The organism is Aquabacterium sp., assembly GCF_049274795.1.
Taxonomy (GTDB): Bacteria; Pseudomonadota; Gammaproteobacteria; order Burkholderiales; family Burkholderiaceae_C; genus Aquabacterium.
Genome location: NZ_JBASTH010000100.1, coordinates 1 through 15,213, shown reverse-complemented (window position 1 = coordinate 15,213; position 15,213 = coordinate 1). Strand labels below are relative to the sequence as shown.

The window sequence follows — 15,213 nt, the reverse complement described above, 5'->3', positions numbered from 1 at the left end:
GCCATGGACACAGGCATGGCCAAGGGCCTGCTGGTGCTGCACGGCAACCGGCTCGAATGGCTGCGCGATGCCGTCTTCGACTGGACCGGCCGTCACCCCCTGCATCCGCTGGAGGAAGAGATCTTCCTGGTGCAGAGCAACGGCGTGGCCGAATGGCTCAAGATGGCGATGGCCTCGGCACGGGGCGTATGTGCCGTCACACGCGTGGAGTTGCCTTCACGGTTTTTGTGGCGGGTGTACCGGCAGGTGCTGGGCCGTGCCACGGTGCCCCGGAGCTCGCCGCTGGACAAGGGGCCGCTGTCGTGGCGGCTGATGCGCGAGTTGCCGGCCCGCCTGGACGCCCCGGGTTTTGAGCCCCTGGCCGAGTTCCTGGCCGATGGGGATGTGGCCCGCCGATGGCAACTGGCCCAACGCCTGGCTGATCTGTACGACCAGTACCAGGTCTACCGCTCGGACTGGCTGGAGGCCTGGACACACGGGCGCGATGTGCTGGCCCCGGCGGCGCTTGCATCAGGGCGGGGCGCGCAGCCCGTGCCCGACGACCAGCGCTGGCAACCCGCGCTCTGGCGCGACGTGCTGGCCCAGTTGGGCGATGGCGAGCATGATCTTTCGCGTGACCGCATCCACCGCCGCTTCGTGAAGGCGCTGGAGGTGGGCGATCCGGCGCGCCTGGCGTCCTTGCTGCCCAGGCGCGTGGTGGTGTTCGGCATGGCGCACCTGCCATCCCAGACGTTGGAGGCCCTGGTGGCGCTCTCGGCCCATACCCAGGTGATCCTGGCCGTGCCCAATCCCTGCCGCTTCCATTGGGCCGACATCATGGATGGCCGCGAGCTGTTGTTCACGCAACGTCGGCGTCATCCCTTGCGCCAGGGTGTGGCGCTCGACGCATTGCCGCTGGAGGCACTGCATGCCCACACCCATCCGCTGCTGGTCGCGTGGGGACGTCAGGGGCGCGATTTCATCCGGCAACTCGATGCGTTTGACGATGCCGGCGCATCCCAGCAACGCTTCGAACTGCCCCGCATCGACATGTTCGATGAGGCACCGGGTGAGACCTTGCTGGAGCAGGTCCAGGCCCGCATCCGCGACATGAGCCCTTTGTCCGAGCATCCGCAGGCCCTGGGCCAGGTGGATGCCGAGGCGCTCGCGGCTGACCGCTCCATCATCTTCCAGGTGGCGCATGGCGCGCAGCGTGAACTGGAGGTACTGCATGACCAGCTTCTGGCGCTGTTCGCCCACCCGCCAGGGGGCGGCCGGCTGAGCCCGCGTGATGTGGTCGTGATGGTGCCCGAAATCGACACCATGGCTTCGTCCATCCAGGCGGTGTTCGGGCAGTACCCGCGTCATGACCCACGCCACATCCCTTTCGAGATCGCCGATCAGCGGCAGCGGGCGCACAACCCCCTGATGGTGGCAGTGGACTGGCTGATGCGCCTGCCACAGCAGCGCTGCACACTGGCCGAGGTGCGTGATCTGCTCGATGTGCCGGCTGTGCGGCGCCGGCTGGGCCTGTCCGAGGATGATCTGCCGCAACTGACCGAATGGCTGGGCGGGGCACAGGTGCGATGGGGACTGGACGCTGCCCAGCGCACATCGCTGGGGCTGGCCGCCTGTGGTGAGCAGAACACCTGGCTGTTCGGCCTGCGCCGCATGATGCTGGGCTATGCCAGTGGTGATGGGCTGGACTTTGCCGGTATCGAGCCCTACGGCGAAGTGGCCGGGCTGGAGGCCGAGCTGGCGGGGCGCATGGCCGAGCTGGTCGATCGCCTGACGCATTGGGCGCTTGAAGTGGCCCAGCCGGCCACACCCGCGCAATGGGGCGTTCGCATCCGCCAGTTGCTGACCGAGCTGTTCACGGCCGTGGACGAACATGACCGCCTGACGCTGGCCGAACTCGACGATGCCTTGGGCCAGTGGCTGGAGGCAGCGGGTGACGCCGGCTTCGAAGATGACTTGCCGCTGACCGCCGCGCGCGAAGCCTGGCTCTCGGGCGTGGACGACATGGCCCTGAACAAGCGCTTCATGGCCGGTGGTGTCACCTTCTGCACGCTGATGCCCATGCGGGCCGTGCCGTTCGAGGTGGTCTGCCTGCTGGGCATGAACGAGGGCGACTATCCCCGGCAATCAGCGCGCAATGACTTCGACCTCATGGCCCAGCCTGGCCAGCGTCGCCCAGGTGACCGTGCCCGCCGCGATGACGACCGCTACCTGATGCTGGAGGCCGTGCTGTCGGCGCGGCGCCTGCTCTACATCAGCTGGGCGGGGCGCAGCGTGCGCGACAACAGCGAGCAACCACCCTCGGTGCTGGTGGCCCAGTTCAGAGATTACCTGGCCGCGGGCTGGGGTGATGAGGTACCTGCCCAGCGCACCACCGAGCACCCCTTGCAGCCGTTCAGCCGCCGGTACTTCGAGGCAAAGGCGGGGCAACTACCGGCTTCAGGGTTGTTCACCTATGCGCGTGAATGGCAGTCGGCCCACCAGGCCGGGGAGCCTCCTGCGCTCAGCCCGCCCCTTGAAACCACAGCTGCCAATGCACCCGAGATGTCAGCCCAGCCCAGCCTGCAGGTGAAAGACCTGGTGGCCCTGCTGCGCAACCCGGTCAAGGTGTTCTTTCAGCGGCGCCTTCAGGTGGTGCTGGACGATCCCCGGGATCAGCCCGAAGCGCTTCTGGACGATGAGCCCATGACCTTGGGCGGGCTGGATTGGCACCAGGCCCTGCAGGCCTGTGTGCAAGAGGCGATCAACGTATCGGCCCAAGGAAGCTCGGCCGGCCTCGATCAGCTCGTGGACGACGCCTCGCATCGCCTGCAGCGTGCGGGCAACTTGCCGCTGGGCGCCATGGGTGATCTCAGCCGCACGGGGCTGGCGGCCGAAGCCTTGCCCGTGCTCGACCAGTGGCGCGCATGGATGCAGGATCATCCTCCGCTGGAAGGGCGCCATGCGCTGACGTTCCAGCATGGTGGCCTGGCATTGCATGACTGGCTCGATGGTCTGCGCGCACCCTCCGCAGCCGACCAGCACGACCTGGACGGGGCGAGACCATGGCGTTTCGATCTGGCCCTGTCACGCCTGGCTGGCAGCACCAAGGATGCCTTGCGCGCTGATCGTCTGCTGGGCGCCTGGGCCTGGTCCTTGTTGGCCAGCGCCTGTGATCGTCCGATCAACACCCTGATCCTGGGACGTGACCGGGTGGTGGTGACACGGGCCATGGACGCCGACCACGCCCGCGCGGAACTGGCCAAGCTGCTCGATGCCTGGCAGCGGGCCTTGCAGGCACCCTTGCCCGTGGCATGCCAGACCGCACTGGCCTGGCTGGACAAGCCCGAAGAGGCCTATCGCAAATACAACCCAGGCGACCACGGCCGGGCCGAGGGTGATGATGTCTACCTCAAGCGCCTGTACCCCGATTTCGACGCCTTGATGGCCGATGGGCAGATGCCTGCCTTGGCGGAACAACTGTATGGCGCCTTCCGCCAATGGATGGGCAGCCATGTCACGGCCGTGCCGCTCGTTTCCGATGAAGGCGAGCCGGGTGATGACGCAGATGCCGCGGGGAGGGCAGCATGAGCGATCTGCTCGACCCCTTGCGCCTGCCCCTGCGCGGCAGCCGATTGATCGAGGCCAGTGCCGGCACTGGCAAGACCTGGACCATCGCCGCGCTCTACCTGCGCCTGGTGCTGGGCCACGGCGATGAGGCGAGCGCGCCGCAGCGGCCGTTGCTGCCCGCCGAGGTGCTGGTGATGACCTTCACCCGCGCAGCCACGCGCGAGCTGTCTGACCGCATCCGACAACGCCTGATGCAGGCGGCGCGTTGTTTTCGCGGTGAAGAAGCCGTGCCTGACAGCGATACCTTTCTGGCGGATCTGCTGCAAAGCCATGCCCCAGGGCCTGTGCGTGAACAGGCGGCCTGGCGCCTGGCCCAGGCCGCCGATGCGATGGACGAAGCCGCCGTCCACACCATCGACGCCTGGTGCCAGCGCATGCTGCGCGAACATGCCTTCGACAGTGGCCAGTTGTTCGACGAAACCCTGCTGGCAGATGAGCAGGCCTTGCGTGAGCAGGCCGTGCGCGACTACTGGCGCGAGGCCATGTACCCGCTGGATGCGCAGACCCTGGCGCTTGTCCAGCAGGTATGGCCCACGGTGGAGGCCCTGGACAAGGATGTGAAGGCCTTGCTGCCACGGCTGGAGGCCGCGCCGCTTGTTCAGCAAGAGGTGTCGCTGGAGGATCTTGTCCAGCAATCACACAGGCAGTGGCTCGATGAGCTGGCCGTGCTCAAGGCCGGGTGGCCAGCGCGCATCGAGGCCATGCGCCTGTGGCTGGATGAACAATGTGCGCGCAAGCCTAGCCCTTTCAACGGCACACGCCTGCGCTCCAGCTACTACCAGCCCTGGTTGGTGCAACTGGACGCCTGGGCACAGGATGAGTCCGCCGCAGACACGGGCCTGCCGCCCGCCGCCCGCAAGCGCCTGACCCAGGCCGGCATGGAGGAAGCGCTCAGCGACAAGGCCCCCATCGATGCCTGGCCGGATCACTTCGAGCGCTTCGGCACCTTGCTGTCGGCCTTGGAACAATTGCCCAACCCCATGGCGCCTGCACGCTGGCATGCCGCACGGTGGGTTCATGCACGCCTGCAGGCGCTCAAGCGGCAGGCCGGTGTCTACGGCTTTGCCGACATGCTGCAGCGCCTGGTGGATGCCTTGCAGGGCCCGCACGCCCAGCGCCTGCGCGAGCGTATCCTGCTGCAGTACCCGGCCGCGCTGGTCGATGAATTCCAGGACACCTCGCCTCTGCAGTACCGCCTGTTCGACCTGCTCTACCGTGTGGCAGAGAACGATCCAGCCCGTGTGTTGCTGCTCATCGGGGATCCCAAGCAGTCGATCTACCGGTTCCGGGGTGCGGACATCTACAGCTACCTCCAGGCCCGCCAGGCCACGGAGGGCCGGCATGCGGTGCTGGGCACCAACCACCGCTCCACCCAGGCCCTGGTGGCGGCCGTGAACCGGGTGTTCCAGCAGGCCGAGCGACAAGCGCCACGCGGGGCCTTCGCGTTCAAGCGGCCGGATGGCAGCTCTCTGCTGCCGTTCGAGCCGGTGGGCGCCAAGGGCCGCGCCCAGGAGCTGCGCCATCACCGCGAGGTGCTGCCGGCCATGTGCCTGGTCGTCGATGAAGAAGCTTCCACGAAGGAAGCCGCCCACACGCGCATGGCCGGACATGCCGCCGAGTTCATCGTCGATCTGCTGTCCGACGCGCAGGCCGGTCTGTACGCGCCTGGTGATGCCGTCAAGCAGCAACCCGTGCGACCGGGCGACATCGCGGTGCTGGTGCGCAGCGGTACCGAGGCCGAGCTGGTCCGGCATGCCCTGGGCCGGCGCGGCGTGGCTTCCGTCTACCTGTCTGACAAGGACTCGGTGTTCGACAGCCAGGAAGCGCTGGACCTGCTGGTCTGGCTGCGCGCCGTGGCCTCACCCCGCGATCTGCGCCTGGCGCGCGGGGCCTATGCCAGCGCCACCATGGGCCTGACCCTTCATGAACTGCTCGCACAGGCCCACGATGACGCCCTGTGGGACGAGCGCCTGATCGATCTGCGCCGTCTGCAGCTCATCTGGCAGCGGCAAGGCGTGCTGGCCATGCTGCGGCAGACCATCCACCTGCTGGGCCTGGCCGCGCGCTGGCTCTCCACCCCGCAGGGCGAGCGCCGCATCACCAATGTGCTGCACCTGGCCGAGCTGCTGCAGGCCGCCAGTGCGCAGGCCCAGGGCGAGCAAGGCCTGATCCGGTGGCTCGCGCAGCGCGTGGGTGACCATGGCGAGGGCGATGAGCGCATCGTGCGCCTGGAAAGCGATGCCGACCTGGTGCAGGTGGTGACGGTGCACAAGTCCAAGGGGCTGGAGTACCCCGTGGTGGTGATGCCGTTCGCTGCGAGCGTGAGGCCGGTCGAGCGCAAGCAAGGGCTGTTTGATCTGGTCGATGACACGGGGCGGCGTCACATCGCGCTGCAGGCTTCGGCCACGGACCTTGAGGCCGCCGATCTGGAACGCCTGCGCGAAGACCTGCGCCTGATGTACGTGGCCTTGACCCGCCCGCGCCATGCACTGTGGCTGGGCGTGAGCGCGGTACGCCAGAGCGCCAAGACCCTGACGCTGCCGCGCAGTGCGCTGGGCTACCTGCTGGGCGCATCGGAGCAGTTGGCGCCTGGCGCTATTGGGCAGCTCGTGTCCCGTTGGTGCGATGAGCAGGGCAGTGTGGCGGTGCAGACGGTGTCAGGCGATGCGGGCCTCTCGTTCTGGCGGGTTGCGGGCGATTCAGCAAACGACCTGATCGCAGCGCCCGTGTACTGCGCCTCTTTCGAGCGTGACTGGGCCATCGGCAGCTTCTCCAGCATGGTGCGCGACATGCCGGCGGGGCTGCAAGGCGGCGGGCATTGGCTGCCCACCTCGGCCCGCCAGGAAGCACTGGTGACGACCGATGCTTCTGATGAGGCGCCAGGCGCCCGCGAGCTGGTGGCAGCGTCTGCGCCGTGGCACCGCTTCCCCAAAGGGGCCTTGCCTGGCAACTTCCTGCACGAGCAGATGGAGTGGCTGGCGGGCGAAGGCTTCGCCCTGTCCACATCGCCTTATCTGGCGCAGGCGCTTCAGCGTCGTTGCGAGCGTCAGGGCTGGGGCCACTTGGCCGGCGACGTGCTGCAATGGCTGCAGGCCGTGGCTGCCGTGCAGATCCCGCCCTTGGGCGCTTCGCTGCAGGAACTGAGCGGCATGGTGCCCGAGATGGAGTTCTGGCTGCCCAGCGAGGATCTGGCCGTTGCCCGCGTAGACGCCCTCTGTCAGGCGCACCTGTGGCCCGGACAGGCCCGGCCGGCCTTGCCTGAGCGCCATCTCAAAGGCATGCTGATGGGTTTTGCCGACCTGGTCTTTGAGCATGCAGGGCGCTATTGGGTGATGGACTACAAGTCGACCACCTTGGGCACCCGCGATGAGGCCTACGATGCGCCCGCGCTGACCTCCGCCATGCTGCGCCACCGGTATGACGTGCAGGGCGCGCTCTATCTGCTGGCCTTGCACCGCCTGCTGCTCAGCCGCCTTGGCCCGGCGTATGACCCTGCACAGCACCTGGGGGGCGCCATCTTCCTGTTCATGCGCGGTGTGGCCGGGCCGGAGCACGGCTGTTGCGTGCTGCCTGCCTTGCCCGCGCTGCTCGACGGCCTGGGGCAGGCCTTGCTGGGCGATCAGCCGCAAGGCGATGCCAACATTGAAGGGAGGCCCGCATGAGCGACGGCACGGTGCACGGCCTCCTGCAGACACTGCAGCACTGGCGCGAGCAGGAGTGGATCGGGCCACTGGACCTGGCCTTCGCCCGCTTCACCCATACCCTAGTGCCGCCGAGTGACGAGGGTGCGCCAGTCATCCTGCTGGCAGCCCTGGTCTCGCACCTGGAAGCCCGTGGACACACCTGCCTGCCGCTCGATGAGCTGGCCGCACGCCCGGCCGAGTTGCTGGGGTGGCCTTCGGAGGCCATGCAGGCGTGGATGCTATGGAACGCACAACGGGCTCAAGCACTGCTGAGCGTCTGGCTGTCGGCGCTCCAAACAAGCCCGGTTGTCGATTCAAGCGCGCTCGCGGAGGGGCATGAGCCGCTGGTACTGCATGGGCAGCGGCTCTATCTGCGCCGCTACTGGCGGCAGGAGCGCGCGGTGGCCACCCAGGTGATGGCCCGGGTGTCATGCCAACTGCCGGTGGATGAAGCCGCTGCGCGCACAATCCTGCGCACCTTGTTCGCTGAAGCCGAGCAGCCAGGCGCCGAGCCGGACTGGCAACAGGTGGCCTGCGCCGTGGCCTTGCGCGCCGGCCTGTCGATCATCACGGGCGGGCCGGGCACGGGCAAGACCTACACAGTGGCCAGGCTGCTGGCCTTGCTGCTGCGGCTGGCCGATGGCGCGCAGCCGCCGCGCATCACGCTGGCCGCCCCGACCGGCAAGGCGGCAGCCCGGTTGCGCCAGTCCATCGAACAGGCGCTGGTCACCCTGGGGCCGGATCTGGCCCAGCACATCGGACCGGCCCGAACCCTGCATGCCTTGCTGGGCGTGCAGCCTGGCACGCGTCGTTTCCGTCATGATGCGGCCCATCCCCTGGAGCTGGATGTGCTGGTCGTGGACGAAGCCTCCATGGTGCACCTGGAGATGATGTCAGCCCTGCTGGAGGCCCTGCCGCCCGACACACGCCTGATCCTGCTGGGCGACAAGGACCAACTGGCATCGGTGGAGGCCGGCGCCGTGTTGGGTGACCTCTGCCGCGAGGCCGATCAAGCAGCCTATGACCAGGACACGCTGGGCTATGTCGAACGCCTGACTGGTCAACGGTTGCCGGCCGTTGCACCGAGCACGCGAGACCCGGCCGCAAGCACCGCACCGCGGTCGGCGCAAGGTGATCTGTTCGATCAGCCGAGCCCGGTCGCCACCGAAAAGCACCCTGAGGTAGATGGCACCGCAGCGCCACCCGCCTTGCTTCGGCAAACCGTCATGCTCAGGCACAGCCGGCGCTTTGGCGGCCCCATCGGGCAGTTAGCCATGGCTGTCAACGCGGGTGATGCAGACCGGGCTCTGACAGTGTTGCGCAGCACGGCCGCCACGTCGCCGGACCAGTCACCCGCACCCCTGTCGCTGCATCTGCCGACCACCACAGAAGATGTGGTGCGCCTGGCCGCGGGCGCTGTTGACCAGGGCGGAGGCTACCGAGACTACCTTCAGCGCTTGGCCCACAGGCCCGCTGGTGATGACCTGGACACGCTGAAGGCCTGGGCACTGCAGGTGCTCGACGCCTTCGACCGCTTCCGCGTGCTGTGCGCTGTGCGTGAAGGCCCCTGGGGCGTGACCGGCTTGAACCAGGCCATCGAGGATGCACTGGCCCGCCATGGCCTGCTGCGCAGAGGTGGCGAGTGGTACGAGGGCCGCCCCGTGATGATCACCCGCAACGACCCTTCGCTGGGTGTGTTCAATGGCGATGTCGGCCTGGTGCTGCGCTGGCCTTCTGGCACGCTGGAGCGGCCACCCACGCTGCGGGTGTTCTTCAAGGATGGCGGCCAGCTGCGCTCGGTGCCGGCTGGGCGCCTGGCCGATGTCGACACGGCCTTTGCGATGACGGTGCACAAATCACAAGGATCCGAGTTCGGCCACGCTGTGCTGGCCTTGCCGGACGACAGTCGTGGCACCATCACGCGCGAGCTGGTCTACACCGGCATCACGCGAGCGCGTCAGGCCTTCAGCCTGGTGACGGCGCGTGCCGACGTTTTCACTGCCGCCATTGGGCGGCGCACCCGGCGCCACAGCGGGCTGGCCGACGCGCTGGTGCAACTCTCTGCGGAGCCCTGATCCATGTGTGAACTGCTTGGGATGAACTGCAACGTCCCGACCGACATCGTCTTCAGCTTCTCGGGCTTTTCCAAGCGGGCCACGGAGCATGCCGATGGCTTCGGCATCGCCTTCTTCGAGAACAAGGGCGTGCGGTGCTTCGTCGATGCGCAGGCGGCTGATCAATCCCCCGTGGCCGAACTGGTGCGCCGTTACCCGATCCGCAGCACCCACGTGGTGGCCCACATCCGCAAGGCCACGGTGGGCCATGTCGCGCTGGAAAACTGCCACCCCTTTACCCGCGAACTCTGGGGCCGCTACTGGGTGTTTGCCCACAATGGTGACCTCAAGGGCTATGACCCTTTGCTGCATGCCGCATTCCGCCCCGTGGGCGACACCGACAGCGAACGGGCCTTTTGCTGGCTGCTGCAGGAAATGGCCAAGAGCCATGCCAGCGTGCCCACGCCTGAAGAGCTGACCAACACGCTGCGCGAGCTGGTACCCATGGTGGCCCGCTACGGCACCTTCAACTTCATCATGAGCAACGGGCAGGCCCTGTGGGCGCATTGCTCCACCAAGCTGCATTACCTGGTGCGCCAGCACCCCTTCCAGCAGGCCCGCCTTCAGGACGACGACGTCACGGTGGACTTCGCGCAGGTGACGGGCAGCAACGATCGGGTCGCTCTGATTGCCACCCAACCCCTGACGGACAACGAGGCCTGGATACCCTTTCAATCAGGCGAGCTGCATGCCTTTGTGGATGGCGTGCCGCTGACCTGAGTGTGGATGCGCGCGGCGGGGCGAGTCAGCCCTTGCGCGCGTGCTTGGCAGCGGCTTTCGGGCGCCGCGTGGGGGCATCGGTGACTGGCGTGGCGCGTGGGGCACGGGCTTGTACGGGCTCTTGGTGATCAGGCTGGGGTGGCGGGGGCATGACCTGCCCCACCTTGCCCTGAGCCGTCCAGTCCACCGGTGGCACGAAGGTGGCGAACCACCACTGCCACCATTGCTGTGAAGCCTGCAGGGAGTGCGTCCACCACTGCGCGCTCATCTCGGGCAGGGATTCAGCCGAGCCGGCCACGCCCGTGGCCGCATCCAGGCTGCGTGTCCAGAACTGGTGCCAGGGATGTTGCGGCAGGCTCATGATGGGTCTCCGTGGTGAAACATTGGAAGGATGGGCGCAGGTGCCTTGCTGTCGATCCAGCATAGGCTGTTGAGCAGCCCTTGCCAAGCACTCAGGTCAAAGTGGTTCCCCTTGGCGTGTCGAGTTTTTGACGCTCCTGCCAGGAGAGAAGTTGCTGGATCACCCAGGGTGCATCATCCAGGGGCAGGTCATGGCCTGCCGTGGGGTGCCGTTGCCAGTCCACGCCCCAGTGCCGGGCCAGCGACTCGGAGCAGCGCGGGTTCACCAGCCCATCCGCTGCGCTGAAAAGCACCAGCACAGGCACGTCAGGGCCTTGGAGCGGGGCACAGTAGGCCATGGCCGCACGCAACTGGCGCCAGGCGTTGGCCAGCGTGACGGGATGGCGGTGCCGCAGTTCAACCCACTGGGCCAGTACCGATGGGGTCTGCGGCGGGTGCCGGGTGGTCATGCGCATCACCGCCTGCTCCAGTGCCAGGGCATCGGGGCGGATCAGCGCCAGGCGCAAGATGGTGGCGTAGTTGCGGGGCCGAAGTCGTTCCCAGAACCGGCTGAACGGCCGCACGCTGGTGTTGATGAGCACGCAGGCTTGCAGCTCCCGTGGATATCGGTGCGTCCATTCGATGGCCACCATGGCGCCCAGGGACATGGCCAGCAGCCGGTACGGCGGCGCGTGTCCCGCTGCAGACAGGTCGGCGCGCAGCGCCTCGACCATGCCCGCCACCGTGTCCGGGCTGGTCTGCTCATGGCGTGCGCCGTTGCCCGGAAGGTCAGGGCAAAGCAGGCGGGCATCGGCCGGCAAGGCCTGGCCCAACTGGGCCGGGAAGGCGCCCCAGTGGCCTTGTTCGCGCGTCAGGCCGCGTAGCAGCACCCAGCATGGGCTCATGGGGTGTCTCCCTTGGCACGCGCCGGGTGGTCGATGGGGTACCAGTGGGCCAATGCAGCTTCGTGATGTCGCACTCGCTCGCCGCCTTCAGGTCGCCAGTGTCGGTGGCTGCAGGCTGCACGGGCCATGAAATCCAGCAGGCCCATGTGGCGCCGCAACACGCGTTCCTGTCGATGGCGGATCAGAGGGTTGAAGATACCGTGCCGGCTGAACAGTTGCCGGGGGTTCTTCTTGACCCAGAGCCAGGAGCCCATCTCCAGCGTCAGCGGCAGGAAAGTGTTGTGCGCATGGTGAAGCCGCGATTGCAGGTAGAGGTGATCCCACAGGTCACCGTGCGTGAGGTACTGCTGGCTCTGCGGCTCGAACACGTAGCGGTGGTAGCAGTGCGCCTGGTCGAAGATCTCGCGCAGTGCGTGCAGTTCCGCGAGGTGATCGATCGGCATGCTGGTGTGTGCGTACGGAAACCAGATGCGGTCGCTCACCCCGAAGCCGGAGTGGCAGTCCACCGCGATGCTGAAGGGGTGGGGTAGCAACTCCTGCTCGACCACCTCGCACAACGCGGTGCTTTCGGGTTGCATCGGCAGGCGGGGCTGCCCCCGGTACCAGGGCAGTGTGGGGCTCAGGCGCTGGCCGCCGATGAGCCAGGGCACGGGCTCGATGGCGTCCACGGGGGCATTGCGCATCAGGTCCACCCCTTGAGGGTTTGCACGAGTGCCCAGCCAGTAGCCGCCGGGGTTGACCAGGGGCATGAACACCAGGCGCAACTGCTTCAATTGATCGCGCAGCAAACCATCCCAACTCAGGCGCCGCACCAGGCTGCCCAGGTAGGCGATGACCACCTCGGCCCCGATGCGTTCTAGCCCGTGTACGCCACCGAAGAAGCCCACCGCTGGCGCATCATGGCCGCCTTGCCCCAGCGTGATCACGTGCACGTCGAACCGGCGGCCACGGACCTCCACCTCGCAGACCACCCGGGTGTTCAGGTGGTCGGCACCTTCGTCCAGCAGACGAAGCAGCTCATCGATGTCGGGCAGGGGTGTGGGCACGCTGGTCGCGCTGTGGCATGGTCGCAATCGACGGACCATAGCGGCAGGGCATGACAGAAATGCGAAAAACGGACCGGGAGGGTGTCACGGTGCTGTCATCCAAGGGCCATAGCCTGCGGGCATCTGCCCTACGCCCTCAGCCATGACACAGCCTGCCCGCCGTCACCGCCCGCTGCTGAAGCTTGTCGCGCTGGCCTTCGCCGTGATGGGCGGGCTGCTGGAGTTCCTGGCCCTGTGCCGCACCAGGCTGCCTGACGCTGTGTTCCGCCACGACTAGAAGGTCGCGCCGGCTGAATGCCTACGGGGCGGGCACATGACGAAAACGAGCAAGCGCATGCAAATTCCATCGTTTTCGTCCAGGGTAGGCCTTTGTATCTTTCGGGTGACCGCACCAAGTTGGTCGGTCAGTCTGGAAAGATCACACGATGAGCATCAATGGCGCGGCCCTGGCCGAACACCCACATCCGGTTGCTGGCCCCTGGGCCCTGGGGGCAACGTTCCAGCCACGCCACCCACACGCCATCTTCCATCGCTCAGTGAAGGTGCCGTGTCGGCGCTGGTGGGCGCGAACCTGCGCTGGCTGCGCAAGAAGCATCGCTGGTCGCTCGACGAGTAGTCCCTGCACAGCGGCGTCTCGCGGGCCATGCTGGGCCAGATCGAACAAGGCAAGAGCGTGCCCAGCATCCGTCCTCTGTGGCAGGTGGCGCAGGCCTTCAAGGTGTCCGTCAGTTGGTTCCTGGAGGCCCATCACGGCTCGCGCGTGGTCGTGATCCGCCCGGCCGCCGAAACGGGGGCGCTGCTGTCCAGGGGCGAAGGCGAGCTGCGTCCGCTGCACCAGGCCCATGATGGCCAGGGCGACGCGTTCTACGAGCTGCGCCTGGCTGCCGATGCCGCGATGTTGTGGTCCGTGGCGGTGCATGCACGGCGCGTGCACCTGAGCGTGGCCCGGGGCACGTTGGAAGTGCTGATCGAAGGTCAGCCCCATGCCTTGCATCCGCGTGAATCCTTGCAGTTCGAAGGCACGGATTCGCTGTCGATCCGCAATGTGGGCACGTCGGAGGCGCAGTCCTTCGTGGTGATACGCCCGGTGCCTGCGCCAGCCCGCTGAGCGATCATCCATCGCTGACACAAACCCAAAGGCCCGGACCGCCTTCTCAGGTGGTCCGGGCCTTTTCTTTTAGCTGTGCCTTACAGCGCGGCGATAGAGACCTCGGTGGATTTGACGAGGGCGATGACCTCCTTGCCCACCACCAGGCCCAGTTCCTTGACGGAGCGGGTGGTGATGACCGAGGTGACGATCAGCCCGGAGGGGGTCTCGACGTCGATCTCGGAGACGACCGGACCTTCGACGATTTCCTTGACCTTGTCGCGAAACTGATTACGGACGTTGATCGAGGTGATGCTCATGATGTGTGCCTTTCTGTGTCAGGTGTGAAAGTGTTGAACAGTGGGTTCAGCCTAACCAGCCGGCCCCCAAGCGTGAAGCAAGGAAATTGCAGGCCGCCCTGAAGGAAACGGATATGGGTAAGGAGCTCTGTGCAAGGGCTCAGACGGCCCTGCGCAATTGCTCCACGTGGGCGATGCCGAGCAGCTCTGCAGCGCCGGGTTGTGTGGGCGGACCATCGTCTGCATCAGGCTGCTGCAGCACGCGCTGCAGGATGCGGTCTTCCAGCGCAGCGAAGGCCTGGTGCCCTCGTCCAGGGCCACAGCCTCGGAGACATCGTGGGTGACTAGTGTCCTGTCCTGCAAATGATCGGCATTAATCATGCAGGCCTTCGCGGTACCCTGACAACGGAGATACCGTGATGAGAACAGGCAGACCGAAGACTGAATTGTTGCTGACAGCCGAGGAGCGTTCGCAGCTTCAATCCTTTGCCCGCAGCCGCTCACTGCCAGCGGCATTGAGTGCCAGGGCTCGCCTTGTTCTGCGCAGCGCCGATGGCGAGCCCAACAACTCGATTGCCGAACGCATGGAAATGAGCAAGGCAACCGTAGGCAAGTGGCGCTCGCGATTCATTGAGCGGCGTATCGCAGGGCTGTACGACGATATGCGCCCGGGCGCGCCGCGCACGATTGACGACGAGCGCGTAGCCGAACTCATCAAAACGACGTTGCACACCAAGGCGGCCGATGGCTCAACCCACTGGAGCGTGCGTACAGTGGCTGCCGAGACAGGTATCTCCAAGACCAGCGTGCAGCGCTACTTCCAACTCTTTGGTCTGCAGCCTCACCGCAGCGAAGGATTCAAGCTATCGACCGATCCGTTCTTCATCGAGAAACTGCGCGACCTTGTTGGCCTGTACCTGAGTCCGCCGGATAACGCCCTGCTCATCTGCGTGGATGAGAAAAGCCAGTGTCAGGCGCGGGAGCGCACCCAGCCCATGCTGCCGATGGGCTTTGGCTACGTGGAGGGCGGGCGTCACCCACGACGACAAGCGCCACGGCACGACCACGCTGTTTGCTGCTCTCAACGTGCTCAATGGCGCGGTGCTGGCCAGTTGCAAGTCACGCCATCGGCATCAGGAGTTTGTGGAGTTCTTGCGAGAGATTGACAAGGCTGTGCCCAGCGAGCTTGATGTCCACTGCATTGTCGACAACTACGCCACCCACAGTCACCCCAAGATCAAGGCTTGGTTGACGGCCAGGCCACGTTGGCACATGCACTTCATTGCCCCTACAGTTCCTGGCTCAATCAGGTGGAGAGATTTTTTGCCCTGATAACCGACAAGACCATCCGGCGCGGATCCTTCACCAGCGTCACGCAACTTGTGCAGCGCATTGATCACTTTGTCGCCGCATA

General features: G+C 66.4%; 10 protein-coding genes and 1 pseudogene. 7 read left to right on the top strand and 4 right to left on the bottom strand.

What is annotated here, in order from left to right; genetic code table 11:
- The first annotated feature begins 3 nt into the window (after window positions 1-3).
- From recC to WAQ08_RS16800, 4 genes are read left to right on the top strand one after another with little or no spacing between them, the layout of a single operon-like run.
- Window positions 4-3,567, top strand: coding sequence for an exodeoxyribonuclease V subunit gamma (gene recC, locus WAQ08_RS16815; protein WP_422193113.1), 3,564 nt, complete (start codon window positions 4-6; stop codon window positions 3,565-3,567).
- Window positions 3,564-7,268, top strand: a complete 3,705-nt coding sequence (recB, locus tag WAQ08_RS16810) for an exodeoxyribonuclease V subunit beta (RefSeq protein ID WP_422193111.1) — start codon at window positions 3,564-3,566, stop codon at window positions 7,266-7,268. Before recC ends, recB begins: the two co-directional genes overlap by 4 nt.
- Window positions 7,265-9,364, top strand: coding sequence for an exodeoxyribonuclease V subunit alpha (gene recD / locus WAQ08_RS16805; RefSeq protein WP_422193109.1), 2,100 nt, complete (start codon window positions 7,265-7,267; stop codon window positions 9,362-9,364). The genes recB and recD overlap by 4 nt, the downstream gene beginning before the upstream one ends.
- Before the next feature lie 3 nt (window positions 9,365-9,367).
- Window positions 9,368-10,123: a class II glutamine amidotransferase gene (locus tag WAQ08_RS16800; protein WP_422193107.1), complete on the top strand. Its 756-nt coding sequence runs from the start codon at window positions 9,368-9,370 to the stop codon at window positions 10,121-10,123.
- A 25-nt stretch (window positions 10,124-10,148) separates the two neighbouring features.
- Here WAQ08_RS16800 and WAQ08_RS16795 read toward each other — a convergent pair whose 3' ends face one another.
- The 3 genes from WAQ08_RS16795 to WAQ08_RS16785 all read right to left on the bottom strand — a co-directional run bounded on the left by WAQ08_RS16795 (window position 10,149) and on the right by WAQ08_RS16785 (window position 12,452).
- On the bottom strand, window positions 10,149-10,484 hold the full coding sequence (locus tag WAQ08_RS16795; RefSeq protein WP_422193106.1) for a hypothetical protein: 336 nt from the start codon (window positions 10,482-10,484) through the stop codon (window positions 10,149-10,151).
- Between the two features lie 91 nt (window positions 10,485-10,575).
- Entirely contained in the window at window positions 10,576-11,367 is a 792-nt protein-coding gene (locus WAQ08_RS16790) for an alpha/beta fold hydrolase (protein WP_422193104.1), read from the bottom strand.
- Complete coding sequence (locus tag WAQ08_RS16785) at window positions 11,364-12,452, bottom strand: M14 family zinc carboxypeptidase (RefSeq protein ID WP_422193103.1); 1,089 nt, start codon at window positions 12,450-12,452, stop codon at window positions 11,364-11,366. The genes WAQ08_RS16790 and WAQ08_RS16785 overlap by 4 nt, the downstream gene beginning before the upstream one ends.
- Window positions 12,453-12,555: 103 nt before the next feature.
- Here WAQ08_RS16785 and WAQ08_RS16780 point away from each other — a divergent pair, with 103 nt between their 5' ends.
- Together WAQ08_RS16780 and WAQ08_RS16775 are read left to right on the top strand one after the other, a co-directional pair.
- Entirely contained in the window at window positions 12,556-12,690 is a 135-nt protein-coding gene (locus WAQ08_RS16780; protein WP_422193101.1) for a hypothetical protein, read from the top strand.
- A 342-nt stretch (window positions 12,691-13,032) separates the two neighbouring features.
- A complete protein-coding gene (locus tag WAQ08_RS16775; protein ID WP_422193207.1) occupies window positions 13,033-13,521 on the top strand; it encodes a helix-turn-helix domain-containing protein in 489 nt (162 codons plus the stop codon).
- Between the two features lie 80 nt (window positions 13,522-13,601).
- On the opposite strand, the gene WAQ08_RS16770 is transcribed toward WAQ08_RS16775, so the two are convergent.
- Complete coding sequence (locus tag WAQ08_RS16770) at window positions 13,602-13,820, bottom strand: TOBE domain-containing protein (RefSeq protein WP_422193099.1); 219 nt, start codon at window positions 13,818-13,820, stop codon at window positions 13,602-13,604.
- A gap of 398 nt (window positions 13,821-14,218) precedes the next feature.
- Between WAQ08_RS16770 and WAQ08_RS16765 the strand changes: the two are divergent.
- Window positions 14,219-15,213: pseudogene (locus WAQ08_RS16765) on the top strand (IS630 family transposase); the annotation flags it as partial.

Excerpts from the sequence above, each read along its gene's own strand:
- recC (WP_422193113.1), top strand. The coding sequence starts at position 4 with ATGGACACAGGCATGGCCAAGGGCCTGCTGGTGCTGCACGGCAACCGG.
- WAQ08_RS16785 (WP_422193103.1), bottom strand. The coding sequence starts at position 12,452 with ATGGTCCGTCGATTGCGACCATGCCACAGCGCGACCAGCGTGCCCACA.
- WAQ08_RS16780 (WP_422193101.1), top strand. The coding sequence starts at position 12,556 with ATGACACAGCCTGCCCGCCGTCACCGCCCGCTGCTGAAGCTTGTCGCG.
- WAQ08_RS16800 (WP_422193107.1), top strand. The coding sequence starts at position 9,368 with ATGTGTGAACTGCTTGGGATGAACTGCAACGTCCCGACCGACATCGTC.
- WAQ08_RS16790 (WP_422193104.1), bottom strand. The coding sequence starts at position 11,367 with ATGAGCCCATGCTGGGTGCTGCTACGCGGCCTGACGCGCGAACAAGGC.
- WAQ08_RS16770 (WP_422193099.1), bottom strand. The coding sequence starts at position 13,820 with ATGAGCATCACCTCGATCAACGTCCGTAATCAGTTTCGCGACAAGGTC.
- recD (WP_422193109.1), top strand. The coding sequence starts at position 7,265 with ATGAGCGACGGCACGGTGCACGGCCTCCTGCAGACACTGCAGCACTGG.
- WAQ08_RS16795 (WP_422193106.1), bottom strand. The coding sequence starts at position 10,484 with ATGAGCCTGCCGCAACATCCCTGGCACCAGTTCTGGACACGCAGCCTG.
- recB (WP_422193111.1), top strand. The coding sequence starts at position 3,564 with ATGAGCGATCTGCTCGACCCCTTGCGCCTGCCCCTGCGCGGCAGCCGA.